Origin of the sequence: Exiguobacterium sp. SL-9, assembly GCF_004336985.1 — a bacterium.
Taxonomy (GTDB): Bacteria; Bacillota; Bacilli; order Exiguobacteriales; family Exiguobacteriaceae; genus Exiguobacterium.
The window spans coordinates 79008-93408 of record NZ_SJUO01000006.1; the positions used below are offsets into that span (position 1 = coordinate 79008).

At 48.1% G+C, this 14401-nt stretch carries 18 protein-coding genes; 11 read left to right on the forward strand and 7 right to left on the reverse strand.

Annotation, left to right across the window (positions count from 1 at the left end):
* The first annotated feature begins 1 nt into the window (after nucleotide 1).
* The 5 genes from EVJ34_RS14010 to EVJ34_RS14030 all read left to right on the forward strand — a co-directional run bounded on the left by EVJ34_RS14010 (nucleotide 2) and on the right by EVJ34_RS14030 (nucleotide 4353).
* Nucleotides 2-928, forward strand: coding sequence for a carbohydrate ABC transporter permease (locus EVJ34_RS14010; protein WP_201739695.1), 927 nt, complete (start codon nucleotides 2-4; stop codon nucleotides 926-928).
* 24 nt (nucleotides 929-952) lie between these two features.
* Nucleotides 953-2305 carry a GH1 family beta-glucosidase gene (locus EVJ34_RS14015; RefSeq protein ID WP_131486021.1) on the forward strand — a complete coding sequence of 451 codons (1353 nt, stop codon included), beginning with the start codon at nucleotides 953-955 and terminating at the stop codon, nucleotides 2303-2305.
* 137 nt (nucleotides 2306-2442) lie between these two features.
* Nucleotides 2443-3576, forward strand: a complete 1134-nt coding sequence (locus EVJ34_RS14020) for an MrcB family domain-containing protein (protein ID WP_131486022.1) — start codon at nucleotides 2443-2445, stop codon at nucleotides 3574-3576.
* Nucleotides 3577-3616: 40 nt separating this feature from the next.
* Nucleotides 3617-3859, forward strand: a complete 243-nt coding sequence (locus tag EVJ34_RS14025) for a hypothetical protein (protein ID WP_131441496.1) — start codon at nucleotides 3617-3619, stop codon at nucleotides 3857-3859.
* 2 nt (nucleotides 3860-3861) lie between these two features.
* Complete coding sequence (locus EVJ34_RS14030; protein WP_131486023.1) at nucleotides 3862-4353, forward strand: WapI family immunity protein; 492 nt, start codon at nucleotides 3862-3864, stop codon at nucleotides 4351-4353.
* Nucleotides 4354-4371: 18 nt separating this feature from the next.
* Here the strand turns inward: EVJ34_RS14030 and EVJ34_RS15760 are convergent, their stop codons facing one another.
* The 6 genes from EVJ34_RS15760 to EVJ34_RS14060 all read right to left on the reverse strand — a co-directional run bounded on the left by EVJ34_RS15760 (nucleotide 4372) and on the right by EVJ34_RS14060 (nucleotide 9330).
* Nucleotides 4372-4554: a hypothetical protein gene (locus EVJ34_RS15760; RefSeq protein ID WP_131486024.1), complete on the reverse strand. Its 183-nt coding sequence runs from the start codon at nucleotides 4552-4554 to the stop codon at nucleotides 4372-4374.
* A 498-nt stretch (nucleotides 4555-5052) separates the two neighbouring features.
* Nucleotides 5053-6381 (reverse strand): PTS sugar transporter subunit IIC, encoded by a 1329-nt coding sequence (locus EVJ34_RS14040; RefSeq protein WP_131486025.1) that lies wholly within the window; start codon nucleotides 6379-6381, stop codon nucleotides 5053-5055.
* 11 nt (nucleotides 6382-6392) lie between these two features.
* Nucleotides 6393-7799: a GH1 family beta-glucosidase gene (locus EVJ34_RS14045; protein WP_131486026.1), complete on the reverse strand. Its 1407-nt coding sequence runs from the start codon at nucleotides 7797-7799 to the stop codon at nucleotides 6393-6395.
* Nucleotides 7800-7814: 15 nt separating this feature from the next.
* Nucleotides 7815-8123, reverse strand: a complete 309-nt coding sequence (locus tag EVJ34_RS14050) for a PTS sugar transporter subunit IIB (protein ID WP_131486027.1) — start codon at nucleotides 8121-8123, stop codon at nucleotides 7815-7817.
* Nucleotides 8120-8467, reverse strand: coding sequence for a PTS lactose/cellobiose transporter subunit IIA (locus EVJ34_RS14055; RefSeq protein ID WP_021065301.1), 348 nt, complete (start codon nucleotides 8465-8467; stop codon nucleotides 8120-8122). Before EVJ34_RS14055 ends, EVJ34_RS14050 begins: the two co-directional genes overlap by 4 nt.
* A 152-nt stretch (nucleotides 8468-8619) precedes the next feature.
* Nucleotides 8620-9330, reverse strand: a complete 711-nt coding sequence (locus tag EVJ34_RS14060) for a GntR family transcriptional regulator (RefSeq protein WP_131486028.1) — start codon at nucleotides 9328-9330, stop codon at nucleotides 8620-8622.
* A 1069-nt stretch (nucleotides 9331-10399) separates the two neighbouring features.
* Between EVJ34_RS14060 and EVJ34_RS14065 the strand changes: the two genes are divergently transcribed.
* The 6 genes from EVJ34_RS14065 to EVJ34_RS14090 are packed head-to-tail and all read left to right on the forward strand — an operon-like array spanning nucleotide 10400 to nucleotide 13668.
* Nucleotides 10400-10849, forward strand: coding sequence for a hypothetical protein (locus EVJ34_RS14065; RefSeq protein WP_131436918.1), 450 nt, complete (start codon nucleotides 10400-10402; stop codon nucleotides 10847-10849).
* Nucleotides 10833-11303, forward strand: a complete 471-nt coding sequence (locus tag EVJ34_RS14070) for a hypothetical protein (RefSeq protein WP_131486029.1) — start codon at nucleotides 10833-10835, stop codon at nucleotides 11301-11303. The genes EVJ34_RS14065 and EVJ34_RS14070 overlap by 17 nt, the downstream gene beginning before the upstream one ends.
* A gap of 57 nt (nucleotides 11304-11360) precedes the next feature.
* Complete coding sequence (locus EVJ34_RS14075; RefSeq protein ID WP_131486030.1) at nucleotides 11361-11870, forward strand: hypothetical protein; 510 nt, start codon at nucleotides 11361-11363, stop codon at nucleotides 11868-11870.
* Nucleotides 11863-12333 (forward strand): hypothetical protein, encoded by a 471-nt coding sequence (locus EVJ34_RS14080; RefSeq protein WP_131486031.1) that lies wholly within the window; start codon nucleotides 11863-11865, stop codon nucleotides 12331-12333. Before EVJ34_RS14075 ends, EVJ34_RS14080 begins: the two co-directional genes overlap by 8 nt.
* A gap of 34 nt (nucleotides 12334-12367) precedes the next feature.
* Nucleotides 12368-12913, forward strand: coding sequence for an AAA family ATPase (locus tag EVJ34_RS14085; RefSeq protein ID WP_161568923.1), 546 nt, complete (start codon nucleotides 12368-12370; stop codon nucleotides 12911-12913).
* Nucleotides 12910-13668, forward strand: coding sequence for an endonuclease/exonuclease/phosphatase family protein (locus EVJ34_RS14090; RefSeq protein ID WP_131486033.1), 759 nt, complete (start codon nucleotides 12910-12912; stop codon nucleotides 13666-13668). Before EVJ34_RS14085 ends, EVJ34_RS14090 begins: the two co-directional genes overlap by 4 nt.
* Before the next feature lie 30 nt (nucleotides 13669-13698).
* Here the strand turns inward: EVJ34_RS14090 and EVJ34_RS14095 are convergent, their stop codons facing one another.
* The gene (locus tag EVJ34_RS14095; protein WP_131486034.1) at nucleotides 13699-14034 is read right to left on the reverse strand and encodes a hypothetical protein; all 336 of its coding nucleotides are present in this window, start codon (nucleotides 14032-14034) and stop codon (nucleotides 13699-13701) included.
* Nucleotides 14035-14401: the final 367 nt, after the last annotated feature.

Consider the following 14401-nt stretch of genomic DNA (forward strand, 5'->3'; position numbering starts at 1 on the left):
AATGGAACAAAATGCAGAATCACGGCGTATGCTCGCCGACAGCGAAGTGCAGCCGCCACGCAAAGAGACACCGCGTCAAGTCGATCCGCCGCAACAAAAGCAAAAGAAAAAACTGTTCAGCCGGGGTGTCATCTATACGGGCTTGATCGTCTTGACGATCGTTTGCTTCATCCCGTTCCTCATGATGCTCGTCAACGCGACACGGACGAACGGAGAAATCATGTCTGGTTTCTCTCTTCTCCCGGGGACGGCACTCATCGAGAACTATGCGATTTTGAGTGACTACATCAACATCTGGAACGGCTTCAAGAACAGCTTGATTATCGCCGTTCTCGTCACACTGTTATCTGGTTACTTCTCGGCGATGACCGCATTCGGTTTTGCGTTCTACGACTTCAAAGGGAAAAATGTGATGTTCATCTTCATGCTCGTCATGATGATGGTCCCAGGCCAACTCGGACTCATCGGGTTCTACGAGATTTCGAAGACGCTCGGGATTCTCGATTCGTTCATCCCGCTCATCATTCCGTCAATCGCGAGTCCGTTCGTCGTCTTCTTCATCCGGCAGTACACGCAGGCCACGCTTCATGTCAGTATGATCGAAGCGGCCCGAATCGATGGGGCGAGCGAGCTTCGCATCTTCCATACGATCGCGCTTCCGATGATGATGCCGGCTGTCGCCACGATGTCGATCTTCACGTTCATCGGCTCATGGAACAACTACCTAATGCCGCTCGTGCTCTTGTTCTCACCAGAGAAGTACACGTTACCGGTCCTCATGGGCTTCCTGAAAGGCTCACAAGTCGCCGAGAACCTCGGTGCCCTTTACCTCGGTATCGCCATCTCGGTCGTGCCGATCATGATCGCCTTCTTGTTCATGTCGAAGTATATCGTCAGCAGTATCTCGGCTGGTGCGGTCAAAGAATAACTAGAGAGAAAAGAGGAATGGACTATGCAGTTTAACAAAGACTTTGTCTTCGGCACCGCGACCTCGTCGTATCAGATTGAAGGCGCGCATAACGAAGACGGGCGTACGCCGTCGATTTGGGACATGTTCTGTGACATCGACGGACGCGTGTTCGAGAAGCATAACGGTGACGTCGCGTGCGACCACTACCATCGCTTCGAAGAAGACATCCAGCACATCAAACAGCTCGGTGTCGACACGTATCGCTTCTCGATCGCGTGGCCGCGCATCTTTCCGGCGAAGGGGGAGTTCAACCCGGCTGGGATGGCGTTCTATAAGACGCTCGCGACACGCCTCCGTGAGGAAGGTATCAAGCCGGCCGTCACGCTCTACCACTGGGATCTCCCGATGTGGGCACATGAAGAAGGCGGCTGGGTGAACCGCGACTCGGTCGACTGGTTCCTTGACTACGCCAAAGTATGCTTCGATGAGCTTGACGGCATCGTCGACTCATGGATCACGCACAATGAGCCATGGTGTGCCGGCTTCCTCGGCTACCATCTCGGTGTCCACGCACCGGGGCATCGCGACATGAACGAAGCGGTCCGCGCCGTGCACCATATGCTCCTCTCGCACGGGAAAGCAGTCGAACTGTTGAAGCAAGAGTTGAAGTCGACGACGCCGATCGGGATCACGCTCAACCTGTCACCGGTTTACGCCAAGACGGACTCGGTAAATGACCGACTCGCCCAAAACAACTCGGACGGTTACTCGAATCGCTGGTTCCTCGACCCGGTTTTCAAAGGTCAGTATCCGGTCGACATGATGAACTTGTTTGCGAAATATGTTCATACGTACGACTTCATCAAACTAGGTGACATGGAGACGATCTCGACAGAGTGCGACTTCTTCGGCATCAACTTCTACAGCCGCGGACTCGTTGAGTTCAGCGCAGCCAACGACTTCATGACGGTCGGTGCTTACTCCGATTACGACAAGACGGGCATGGGCTGGGATATCGCCCCGAACGAATTCAAAGACCTGATCCGTCGCTTACGTAACGAGTACACTGATCTTCCTATCATCATCACCGAGAACGGCGCCGCGTATGACGACGTGCTTGAGAACGGCGAAGTCCATGACGATAAACGGATCGACTACGTCCAAAAGCACCTCACAGCCGTATCTGATTTGAACGATGAAGGCATGAACATCGCTGGCTACTATCTCTGGTCCTTGATGGACAACTTCGAATGGAGCTTCGGTTACGAGAAGCGCTTCGGCATTCTCTACATCGACTTCGACACACAAGAGCGCGTCTGGAAAGACAGCGCGAAATGGTACGCAGGCGTCATCGCGGACCATAAAGCCAAACACGCGGATAGCGTCGAGGCGTAAGACGAATCCCTCCCTGCCGCTACAGGGATGGATTTTTTGTGTGGATAAATAAAGTTACTGGGAAAAGTAATATTATAAGAACCATTTTGGTAAAGTATAGGTAATATAGTAATTTAATTGATAAATGAGGTGGGAATATGAATAACAAAAATCTTGAAAGTACGTTCCGATACGTATTAAATAATTATTTGACTGAAAAGCAATCCCCATTTAAAAAAAACGAACTCAGTCGTGAAGTTAGAAAAGAAATTCCGAATTTAATGTATGAGCAGTTAAACTTAGATCAGAAAAAATATACAATCACTGGTTCAGTAGGGAAGGGGAATTGGGCGACAGTTCCTTGGATCGGTTGTTTTGATCGAGCAATTACTTCTTCAGCAACCAGAGGGTACTATCTGGTGTATCTTTTTAAAAGCGACATGTCTGGATTTTATCTTAGTTTGAATCAGGGATATACATATTTCAGTAAAGAATACGGAGCGAAATTGGGAAAAGAGAAAGCTAGAACAGCTGCTAGCATTATGCGCAGTAAAATCAATGTACCTTCAAAGTTTAATCTGAAAAAAATTGATTTAGCATCACAAAAGGATTTAGCAATTGGATATGAAAATGGTCATATTATGGGTATCTATTATGATATGAACGCGATACCAGATAACTCGGTTCTCATACATGACTTTAGTTTGCTGTTAGAAAGCTATCAAAAATTAAAGACACTACTTAACGACCGAAGTGCTGAAGAATTCAACAGGTATATCCTTTTAAAAGATGATAATGAATATCTTGAAAATAATGAAATCGAGTATCAACAAGCTATTGATCGATATTCTGGTATCGTCAAAGAAGAAGATCCATCTTTACATGAAGTGCCAAGACCACGTAAACAGCTAGTCATTGATGAAGGTGGTCGTCAAAAATACCCAAGAGATGTTCGAGAGGCGGCTGCAGCATTGACCAGAGCAGGGCACCAATGTGAGGTAGGATCTGAGCACGCAACCTTTATTTCTAAATCTTCGAGACATCCATATTGTGAAGCGCACCATTTCGTGGGAATATCTCGATATGATGATTTTCCAGATGTTGATTTAGATCGTGCTGCGAATATTATCTGCTTATGCGCCAACTGCCATCGCAAAATTCATTACGGAGTAGATGAAGATCGTGTAGACATGATTAAAGAACTCTATGAACTAGTGAATCCAAGATTAGAAAAAGTCGGGATCCAAGTTACTTTGAATCAAGTCAAAGAATATTACGGGATAGGGAAGTGATTTATTAAGTACACAAGACGTTTAAAGGAGGTTGTTACTAATGAAACGCGAGTATGCGACATACGAAGTGACAGGTTACGACGATAAAGGGAAAATCAAGTTCATTCACTTGAAGGAAGGCGAGTTCGTCTTACCGGTCGAGATTAAGGGCGACGACTTGACGAAAATCAAGAAGATGATGGAGCTCAATCCGGGGGTGACGGTCATCGTGCATGCGGCCGTCGATCAGAAACGGATGCGTCTACAGGAGATTGACGGCTATTCACTGCGAAAGGACGGATAACGATGCCGATTGCGAAATTGATGTCGCGTGACGAGACGATGGATGTGACGATCGAGAGTTACGCGTACGCCTATCCAGACGCCGACAACATGCATGACGCGTCGTGGCATCGGAATTGGGTAGGACTCCATACGCCTGACCATCGCATCACGTTCGACGACATTATGCTCGACAGTTTGATCGTGGCGCGCTACATATCTGTGTTCGAGTCGTTTGTTGCCGGGGTCGTGTCTGAAGTCGTGTTCGCGCCGACAGAACCGTTCGTCAGCTTAGTGTTGGTGAGAAGAGATCTGGATGGGGATGAGGTCATAGTAAATGGGTATCTCGAGCATCCACTTGGGAACGAGGCGGAAGCGCTTGATATTAAATTTGAAACCTCTGTAGCGAACGTGAAACGCTTCCTTGAAGGCTTAAGGGATATCGCGATTGAATTTCCGGTCCGGGAATTGGAGAGCGATCTGAAACAGGAAAATCGGCACAAAAAAACACCGTGACCGTAAAAGGTCATGGTGTCACACGTCGAGTTGAGAGGCGTGGGCCCGATACTTACCGAGCGAATAGGCAGCGCATCCGATGAAAATCATATGTAAACCGATACCAATCAACATCGCATACGGAATGATGGATTTGAACCCAAGTCCGAAGGCCAGTGCTGCGCTCGATAAGATCATGAAGCTAGGGGTATAGTTTTTCAAATCAAATGTCTCCTTTACTAGGGTTTGTGGGTTGACGTTGTTTTCCAAACTGATAGCCGGCGAGTAAAAGGAATGCCATGCTTAAAAACAACGGATAGACAGATTGGATCGCAAGAGCAACAAAGCCAGATATGCTGGATAAGAAACAAAAGAGCGAAGTGTTGTTCAGTTTCATTGTTTATCAACTTTCTTAGGTAAGAAAAGAGAAATCAAGATTATGACAATCGAGATTGCATAAAAGATAAGCGAGAAATCTTTCATTGCGTCTCTTGATACATGCATTCCGCTGATCATCGCAATTACTAAAAAACCGGACGAAGGCAAAATAGCGATAGCAAACGCAATCCATTGCAGGTTCTTTCTCGTCATAGAGGTTTCCTTTCTAATTCTTTACTAGTGTCGACTGAGCAGACAATGTTTGATAACCATCCACATTATTACTTGTTTCCCTAAATATAACAGCCCTTCTCAATGATGAGAAGGGCTGTCGTTTTTTGCTTAGGCTGACGCTTTGTCTGCGTCTTCTTGTGCTTTCAACTCTTCACCGTACGACACACGGTCTTGCATGCGGACGAATGGGAGATAGACAGCTACGGCCATAGCGATTGTGAGAATCTGTAAGAGCGCTGCACGCCATCCGCCAATCAAGAAACCAGAGATGACGGGTGGTGTCGTCCACGGCACTTGAAGTGCGTTGAACGGGTCGACCCAGCCCCAAAGGATTGAGAAGTACACCATGAACGATGCAATCGCAGGTACGATGACGAACGGTACGAACATGATCGGGTTGAACACGATTGGCATCCCGAAGATGACCGGCTCGTTGATGTTGAACAAACTTGGTGCAAGCGAGAGCTTACCGAGTTGCTTCAAATGAGCCGAACGAGCGACGATGAGTGTTGCGATAATGAAACCGATTGTAATTCCTGATCCACCGAGCTTCGTGAAGACATCGAGGAACTGGATTGTAACGATTTTTGCGTTCTCACCGGCAACGAGTGTTTCACCCGAATCGAGGATCGCTTGGTTTTGAAGCGCGTTTGCTGTAAGGAGTGGTCCCATGATACCCATGATGATCGCAGCTCCGTGAATTCCACACCACCACATGACTGACATGAGCACCATGATGATGACGGCTCCAGCGAGTGTGTCCGTCAAGTTTTGAAGTGGTGCTTGAAGCACGTCATAGACGACTTCTGTGAACGTACGATCTGCAACCGCTTGGAACGTTGCGAACGTCGCAACCGCAAGAGTAATGATGGCAAGACCAGGGACGAGTGCTGAGAATGAGTTCGATACGCCCGGTGGAACACCGTCAGGCATTTTAATGCTGATGCCGCGTTTGATGAACTGCGAATAAATGAATCCGACAACCAATCCGACGACGATGGCAGCGAGGACACCTTGTCCGCCTGTCCATACTTTCGGGATGACTCCGCCAACTGTTTCTCCACCTTCAGAGAGGACAGACGCTTGTGTGATGATCAAGAACGAGATGATTCCGAGGATACCAGCTGGTACGCCTTCGATCTTCTCATTTTTAACGTACGAGTAAGCGATTCCAAAAACGCCGATTAAAGCAAGGATGTCAAACGTCGCACCGACGACTTGCGTGAGCGGGAGCGTCCAATCGGCTCCGAACAGACCTGACATGAATTCGGCCCAGCCTGGAATTGGGAGCGCGAGGATGAGCAAGAACAATGACCCGATGATCGTCATCGGCATCGTCAGGATGAACCCGTCCTTAATAGCAAGGACGGGCTTGGCGTTCGCAAAACGAACGAACCCTGGCGTGAATTTTTCAAATACGGTTTCTAAGCGGCTCATGGGGAACCTCCTTATAGGTTTTCAGCGCGAGTAGCGATAATGTCTTTGTACCAGTAGAACGATTTTTTCTTCTTACGAGCAAGCCCGTTCGCATGGTCAACGTAGATGAAGCCATATTGCTTCTTATATCCGTTGAGCCAGCTGAGAAGATCGATGGCCGACCAAGCGTAGTAGCCTGCGACGTTGATGCCTTGTTCGACCGCATGTTTCACGGCGCGTAAGTGACCTTCGATATATTCGATGCGTGGGTCGTCGAGGATTTCTCCGTCAACGATTGGGTCGACATCACCGAGACCGTTCTCTGTGATGTAGATTTTCACGTCGCCGTAACGATCTTTAAGCATGTGCATGCCGTCAAGGAACGCTTCCGGTGAGATTTCCCAAGCCCATTTCGTGTAAACCTTATCATCCATCATGACAGTTTTATAGACACCGTCGAATGAAGGGTTACCCGGGCGGCCTGTCGAGTTCTCACGGCCACCGGCCATGACGAGTGCCGAGTCATTTTTCATGACACGTTGCGGGCTGTAGTAGTTGAGGCCGATGAAGTCGTTCATCGAAGCTGTGCGCTTCAAGAGGTCGAGTTCTTCATCTGTCATCTCAGGGAGAAGGCCTTGCTCTTCAAGCCCTTTCACGACGTATTCTGGGTATTCGCCTTTCAAAATCGGGTCATAGAACCAGTGTGTCGAGTAGGCGTTCGCATGCATTTCCGCGAACTTGTTCTCTTCTGCGTCATCGATGCTGAAGGCTGGGTTGAATACGTGTGTAATCCCGATTTCGCCCTCATATCCGTTTTGTTTGAACAACTCGACGGCACGAGCGTGAGCGACGAAGACGTGGTGCGTCGTTTGGAAGTATCCTTTGACGTCGCCTTCGATGCCTGGTGGGTGTGCCCCAGTCAAGTAGCCGAGCGAGCAGAAGATGACTGCTTCGTTGAACGTGATCCAGTGACGGACCCGGTCGCCGAACGATTGGAAACAAGTATCGGCGAAACGGACGAATGCGTCAACCGTGGCCGGATTTTTCCAGCCGCCTGTCTCTTCAAGCGCTTGCGGAAGGTCCCAGTGGTAGAGTGTCACGAATGGGACGATGTTGTGCTTCAAGCACTCATCGATCAAGTTGTTATAAAACTCAAGTCCTTTTTCGTTTACCTCGCCTGTACCGTTCGGGAAGATGCGCGGCCATGAGATCGAGAAGCGATATGATTCGAGTCCCATCTCTGCCATGAGCGCGATGTCTTCTTTATAACGGTGGTAATGGTCGACTGCGACGTCGCCGTTCGTATCTTCAAATGTTTTTCCAGGAATTTTCGAGAAGACGTCCCAGTTTGAGAGTCCTTTCCCGTCCTCGTTCCATGCGCCTTCGACTTGGTAAGAAGCCGAAGCGGCGCCGAACAAGAAATTGTTTGGCATTTTCAAAGTGGTCACCTCAGTTTATTTATTTACGAGTTTCAATGCGTGGTCTAATACTTTCGTTCCGTTCATCATGCCGTAGTCGACTGTGTTGATGACGTCGATTGGAACGCCTTTAGGCTCACAGATCTGTTTGCCTTTCGAGAGCAAGTATTTCACTTGTGGTCCGAGAAGCGCGACGTCGAGGTGGTCGACATACGTTTCCATTTCTGATTCTGGGTAAGCTGCGATTTCAGCATCAATGCCTCGTTCAGCGGCAACCGCTTTCATTTTTTCTACTAACATACTTGTTGACATACCTGCTGCGCAGAAGAGTCCGATTTTCATCATTTTTGATCCATTCCTTTCAATTGGTTGATTTCGTTTTGCATGTTCATCATATAACCGAGCATCTCTTTTACGAGAATCGTGTTCATCAAGTGATCTTGCGCGTGCACCATGAGGACGCCGACCGTGGCCGTTTTCCCTTGTGCCTCGAGCGTGACGAATTTCGTCTGGATGGCGTGTGCTTCTTTCAAAGTCGCGTCGCCGGCTTTCACTGCTTCCGCCGCTTCCTCCGCTTTGCCTTCTTGCATCAAGAGCATCGCGTGATGGTAGCTCGCTTTGGCGTCGCCTGAAAGGGCGATTAAACCGAAGATATCTTCGGGAGTAATTTCGATTGTTTCAGAAACCATAGTATCTCTCCTTTTTGTATGGATAACCAAAATTCATAGGTACAAATTCTACAAGTTGATAGTAGCACGATACCGCTTACATGTAAACCCTTTCTTTTCGTCCAAAATGTGAACATAAGAAAACGCACGCGAGAACAATCTCTCGAGTGCGTTTAGGACTTGATGTTAGAGACTTTGAGCATCTTCACATGGCGGAAATGATGTGTCGAGCGCGATACGTCGAAGATTTGACCGTTCGTCAAATAGACGGTGTTGTCGACGAGGAGGGCCGGGTCGTTTTCGTGCAATCCTAGCAACTCCGCGTCTTCCTTGTTTAAGAAGTCGGCGTAAATGACACGGTCGGCAAAGCCGATGGCGAGCTTTTGGTCGTTGCGGAAGTAGTTGTAGATCGACTTCTCGGTGATGTTCCGGTCGAGATAGACGACGAGGTCTTTTCGGAAATAGGAGTCCTCGACCGAGAACGGGTGGTCATCGACGAGCCGGAGACGTTTGACGTAGTAGACGGGTGTCCCGACGTTACACTTCATCCGTTCGGAGACTTCATCGTTCGCTGTCGTCAATTCAAAATCAAGTACTCGCGTCTCGACTTTCCGTCCACTGAAGTCGCTTGTGAGACCTTGTAACTTCTCGAGGTTCACGTAATCGCTCATGTAATGGTCACGGACGAAGACGCCGCTCCCTTGGACTTGATAGACATAACCTTTGTTGACGAGAATCTCAATTGCTTTTCGAATTGTATTGCGGCTGACGCCATATTTTGTGGCGTATTCGTCCTCGGTGAGGAGCTTGTTCGTATGTTGATAGACGTGATTCATAATGTCCGTCTCAATCTGTTCAGCGACTTGTTTATACTTTGGAGCCATCAGGGTCTGCACCTTTCATATAAAAAATTTGTAGGTATGAATACGCTAACAGTATATCAGAAATTGAATCGGGGTGGCGGACAATCCTTCGGCAATTGTTGAAAAACGTCGAACGATTCATTGCGAGAATATTTGGAAAATATGAAACAATTAGGTGATAGGGCACGTATGAGTAAGGTAAGCATTGTAATGAAAGGGTGTGCCTTAAGTGAAAGAGACACGTTGGTATATGGAGGAGGATACATGGGGGAAGTCACCTCTTCGTATAAGCTATGCTTCCCTTGCGTTCGCATCAATGGCGCTCGCTATATCCTATTTCGGAAGTTACTTATGGTTGACCATTCCGCTTGTCGTGATTGGAATCGCCATGATTGTGTTGGATGTGAAAAAGTATCGAATGCGGCGTACACATATAAGCGAACGTGATTTAGTACGATTACTTAAGTGGGATCTCGTATATGATTTGGTGAGCTCAACGATTCTCATTTCAATAACTGTAACGCTCCTCCTCTTGAAATATGACAGTTTGACGCTATTCATTGTACTGCTCCTATGGGTAGTGTTCGGCCGATCATTCCAGAAGCAGATGAGTGAACGTATCCCACTGTTAGAGGAATCAGGGAAGGAACGATTGAAGAGATGAATGAGCGGATGATACAAGAGAAGGCATGGGCCCGACTTTTCGATCAATGGATTTTTGGTCTTTTTGGAACATTTTTTGTCCTGATGTTACCAATCAGTTTCTGGACGGTTGAACTCAAGTGGGGCGCCCTGTACATCGCTTGTACACTCATTCCACTTAATCTTTTATATATGAAACGCTATCGTATGCGCCTAACATTCCACCCAGAATTGAAGGGGTTGTATCGTCGCCAACTTGCTCGAGATGGCATAAACAGTGTCGCATTTTTTCTTGGATTGAATCATGGGATTTTGTTCACATCAAACGTGGCGTACGTATACGTGATGATCTTCATCGGAGGCGCCTTCCTATGGACGTGGAACGTTGAAACGCAAACGAAACGTCATGATATAAAGTATAAACAGTTAAACAAGGAGGCGATTTAAGATGGAGCGGGACGTGAGATGGGTTCAACGGATGCGACGTTATGGGGCACCCGTCCTCATTCTGTATGTCACAGCTTTCATCGTCGCCTTGTTGTTGGAGAAAATGTGGCTCATTCCCATCATGGGCTCGGTCTCTTTCATCATCGTTGTGACAGGCTATAAAGAAATGCGCATCATGTGGAGGGTGACGGAGCATCCTAAGGCGCATCGGATCCTCATGCTCCAATTCGTTTTTGAACTGCTGGACGCACTTTTGTTGACGACACTCATGGTGACGCTGCTGACAGCGGAAGATCTCGGTCTTTTGATTGGTCTCTTTTTTGGGATATGGGGAGTGTTGAGTCCGATTCGGCGGAAGTGGTTTGTCAAAAAACTTAAACAAGTTGGGCCAGAGCTGCCGACGTATGAGGAAGTGATTGAAGGGAGGGTCCCGAATGGATCGTCAATTTGATATCTCGTTAGAACGTGCCAAACAATTCGAACGGGTCTTTAGCTGGCCGATCCTATTCATTTTCTTGATTTCGTTAATCGTTATGTTATGGACACAGGCGACGTGGGTCATCCCAGTCATGTTGATCGTATCTATGGGAAAGGCCTATAAAGGATACATGGAATATCGAGTCGTGCGTCATTTTGCCGACCATCAGGCCGTCGTGCAGGTGTTACGTTACCGACTCGTTGACTGCTGGATTAAGGCCGCTTCATTATTTGCGCTGTTCATTCCGCTGTACGTAAACGAGGGTGCCTTTATTTTAACTGGCGGTGTAGTCGCCCTTTGGAATTTAACAGGATCTTATCGGGAGAAAAAATGGAAACAACGAATCAATCTGCATCAACCGCAGTTGTTAACCTATTCAGAAATCTTGGAACAAGAGGATGACGCATGGGACGATCACCAAAAATAACAATACATTTTTAAAAAGTCGAAGTGTTGTGAAGAATTGATTGAAAGGATGAGTTGAATGGAACTATCACCGCAATCCAAACAACAGATTGATACGGTTCTTCGATTTGAAAAGTGGACCGGTTGGGGTTTTGGCATCCTGGCTGTTTCTGCAATCGTTGGAATGCTCGTTTACGCATCGTACTGGGACATGCCAGATTCATTTTTCCTCGTATTCTTAGTAGCGATTTTCGTTCTTCTGTTTAGTATCGAAACCGCTCGATTCTTCATGTGGCTCCGGTTCGTGAAAAACGAAAAAGCACGGAAGCTGCTCACGCTGCGATATACGGTTTATTTGATTGGGTTTAGCGCGATTGGATACTACGGGATTGTCGTATTTTATGAGACGACACAACCACAAACGTTCCAGGCATTCTTGTTGTCGCAAGCCTTTTTCTGGGGAGCTGCCTTTTTAGGGAGATGGCTCGACCGCATCATCCAAAAGCATGACGGTCATTATTTGACGGGAGAGGACTTAAAATTGATTCGAGAAGCCCGTGAGATTGAGCAGGAACGAGAGCATGGATAAGCGCAGCCAAATGCGTGAATTGACGGCGTTCGATCAGAGAAAGCATTCCACACACGTGTTCTTGTCAGCGGTGTTGGCCGTGCTTCTATTTTTCTCAATGGAATATAATTGGCTATCACCAATGACAGTCATATTTCTCAGCATCGCAGCGGGCCTGCCTGATTTTCGCAAGATGTGGCAACGAGAGAACATCAAAAAGCAATTTTTGCAGTCGGATGCAGCAAAGCGGCTCATTCACCTCAACTCGATCTTTGGGCTCGTGACGTTACCCTTCTTCTTATTGTGGGTTTACGCATTGCTCACGGATCTCATTTCACTCCAAACGTTCGCCTTGATTGGTCTAGGGGGATACATGCTTGCCATTTTCGAGCATCGTCTGTATGAACGGCATATGGCTCAACTCGATGATCACTACGTCACGGAAGCCGAATTGAGAGAAGAACAAAAATGGGGGAGCGCTTGAGCGCTTCCTCTTGATGGTTGAGGGGGAAGAACTGATGAAGAAAAGACTGTGGATTGTATCGGGACCGGCCGGCGTAGGGAAATCGACGACGGCGAAACGACTCGTTCAAAATATGAAGAAAAGTGCATACGTCTCGGGAGATGACATTAGTCATATGGTAGTCTCTGGTCGTGAAAGACCTTGGGAATCGGAGCGGGCGAACGACCTGGTTTGGAAAAACATTGTCGCCTTAACTGACAACTTTTTTGAAGCAGGCTATGAAGTCGTTGTGGACTGGGTCGCGTTTTGGCACGACGTGAAGCGTTACACGGCGCACTGGATCGCGCAAGGAATCGAAGTGCGCTACGTCATCTTATGGGCGAATCAAGACGTTCACGTCCGACGCGATCAGCACAGACCAATCGATGCGCAGATGGGGGAGCGGGTGATCCTATTACGGAACGAGTTTCGAAGCTCGGGCGCACCAGACCGTTACTACTTCGACAACACGGTCGGTGAGTTGAGCCAAACGATTCAACAGATTCAAGAAAGCGAGCGATTTGTGCTGGCAGATACGTACCAAAGCGGGGCCGGCATATGAGGATTGCGACGTTCAACATCTGGAACAATCCGACATCCTGGTCCGAACGAATCGAATCTATCTGTGCCACAGTGCAGAAGATTGATGCCGATCTACTGGCGCTTCAAGAAGTCAAAACGTATGTGGAAGGGGAGCAAGGCATCCGTGTAGCCGAACAGATCGCCAACGAAACGGGCTATCCGTGTTGCGTGTTTCTCGCCTATCCGGACTCACCCGATGAAGGGCTCGCTATCTTAAGTAAAGTTCCGCTCGATACAGAAGATGCGATTTGGCACCACGATGTAGAAGAAGTGAACTACTGTGCGATGCGGGTGACGTTTCAAGCCGGAGGTCACGCGTTCGGATTGACGAACGTCCATCTAAATTGGAGGTCGCCGGACATTCGGGAAGCGCAAGTGCGAGCGGTCCGCGAGTGGATCGGTGCGGGAGAACGCTACGAGATTTTGTGTGGGGACTTCAATGACGATCCGCAGTCGGAGATTCATCGCTACTTGAGTGAACATCGCTGGATCGATGTCGCCACATGTGACTGTGGTGGGGATGAGCCGACGTTAGACTATGTACATAATCCGTATTTGAAGCAGGATGCTTTACTGAAACGACCAGAGCGCTATGATTGGGTGTTATTGCGTCACGATGCAAGGAGCGTCCCCTCCATTTCGAACGTGGACGTGTTTGGGAAGACGCCCGACCCGAACACCGACGTACTGCCGAGTGATCACTATGGAGTCCTACTCGACTTCGACATCTCTTAAAAAAGAGGAACGCCTAGGCGCTCCCCTTTTTCATTTGAACGTGCGGATGACGAAGTAGAGACAGATGAAGAACGGAATCAAGAACATACTTCCGATCCACTCGCCTTGCCCGAACAGGAGCCAGGCGAAGAGCTGGAATGACAAGACGCCGCCGGCAGCAAGTCCGGCAAAGCGATATGCTTTCGGACGGAGCGACGGGTCGTCCCACCATTCTTTAAAGAACGGAAAGCTGAACATGAGCGCGAGCGCCAAGAAGAAGGCGGCCGGAAACACGAGAAAATCTCCAATCTCACTTTGTCCTTCAATCTGTAGCCATTTCGATGCTGTTGATAAGATGATGCCGATGACGAGAAAGACGATATTCATAGCCATTCCTCCACTTCATCTATATATACTTCCATCATGCCCGAACGAGCTCGACGGGACAACCCTGTTAAAAAAGTAGCTTTTTAGTGAAAGTGGTGACTTTTGCATGAACAGTAAAAAAGTATCGGATTCTGTTGTGACATAAACACTTTCGGATTCGATCGAGACCGGCTAGCATGAAAGGGTATCTGGAGAAACGGCCAGCTATGAAGGAAAAGCGCCAGAACTCTACGGAGTTGACGAGGTGGGGGTAATCGATGTTTCGGCGGATGCCCTCTAGTCGCCTGTCACGACTACAAGTGGTCTTCTAAAACGTTCGGGTGACCGGACGGACAACGAGGAACACGTTGACAGCACTCTAAAAAGC

Excerpts from the sequence above, each read along its gene's own strand:
- EVJ34_RS14010 (WP_201739695.1), top strand. The coding sequence starts at position 2 with ATGGAACAAAATGCAGAATCACGGCGTATGCTCGCCGACAGCGAAGTG.
- EVJ34_RS14015 (WP_131486021.1), top strand. The coding sequence starts at position 953 with ATGCAGTTTAACAAAGACTTTGTCTTCGGCACCGCGACCTCGTCGTAT.
- EVJ34_RS14020 (WP_131486022.1), top strand. The coding sequence starts at position 2,443 with ATGAATAACAAAAATCTTGAAAGTACGTTCCGATACGTATTAAATAAT.
- EVJ34_RS14025 (WP_131441496.1), top strand. The coding sequence starts at position 3,617 with ATGAAACGCGAGTATGCGACATACGAAGTGACAGGTTACGACGATAAA.
- EVJ34_RS14030 (WP_131486023.1), top strand. The coding sequence starts at position 3,862 with ATGCCGATTGCGAAATTGATGTCGCGTGACGAGACGATGGATGTGACG.
- EVJ34_RS14040 (WP_131486025.1), bottom strand. The coding sequence starts at position 6,381 with ATGAGCCGCTTAGAAACCGTATTTGAAAAATTCACGCCAGGGTTCGTT.
- EVJ34_RS14050 (WP_131486027.1), bottom strand. The coding sequence starts at position 8,123 with ATGATGAAAATCGGACTCTTCTGCGCAGCAGGTATGTCAACAAGTATG.
- EVJ34_RS14055 (WP_021065301.1), bottom strand. The coding sequence starts at position 8,467 with ATGGTTTCTGAAACAATCGAAATTACTCCCGAAGATATCTTCGGTTTA.
- EVJ34_RS14060 (WP_131486028.1), bottom strand. The coding sequence starts at position 9,330 with ATGGCTCCAAAGTATAAACAAGTCGCTGAACAGATTGAGACGGACATT.
- EVJ34_RS14065 (WP_131436918.1), top strand. The coding sequence starts at position 10,400 with ATGGAGCGGGACGTGAGATGGGTTCAACGGATGCGACGTTATGGGGCA.
- EVJ34_RS14070 (WP_131486029.1), top strand. The coding sequence starts at position 10,833 with ATGGATCGTCAATTTGATATCTCGTTAGAACGTGCCAAACAATTCGAA.
- EVJ34_RS14075 (WP_131486030.1), top strand. The coding sequence starts at position 11,361 with ATGGAACTATCACCGCAATCCAAACAACAGATTGATACGGTTCTTCGA.
- EVJ34_RS14080 (WP_131486031.1), top strand. The coding sequence starts at position 11,863 with ATGGATAAGCGCAGCCAAATGCGTGAATTGACGGCGTTCGATCAGAGA.
- EVJ34_RS14085 (WP_161568923.1), top strand. The coding sequence starts at position 12,368 with ATGAAGAAAAGACTGTGGATTGTATCGGGACCGGCCGGCGTAGGGAAA.
- EVJ34_RS14090 (WP_131486033.1), top strand. The coding sequence starts at position 12,910 with ATGAGGATTGCGACGTTCAACATCTGGAACAATCCGACATCCTGGTCC.
- EVJ34_RS14095 (WP_131486034.1), bottom strand. The coding sequence starts at position 14,034 with ATGAATATCGTCTTTCTCGTCATCGGCATCATCTTATCAACAGCATCG.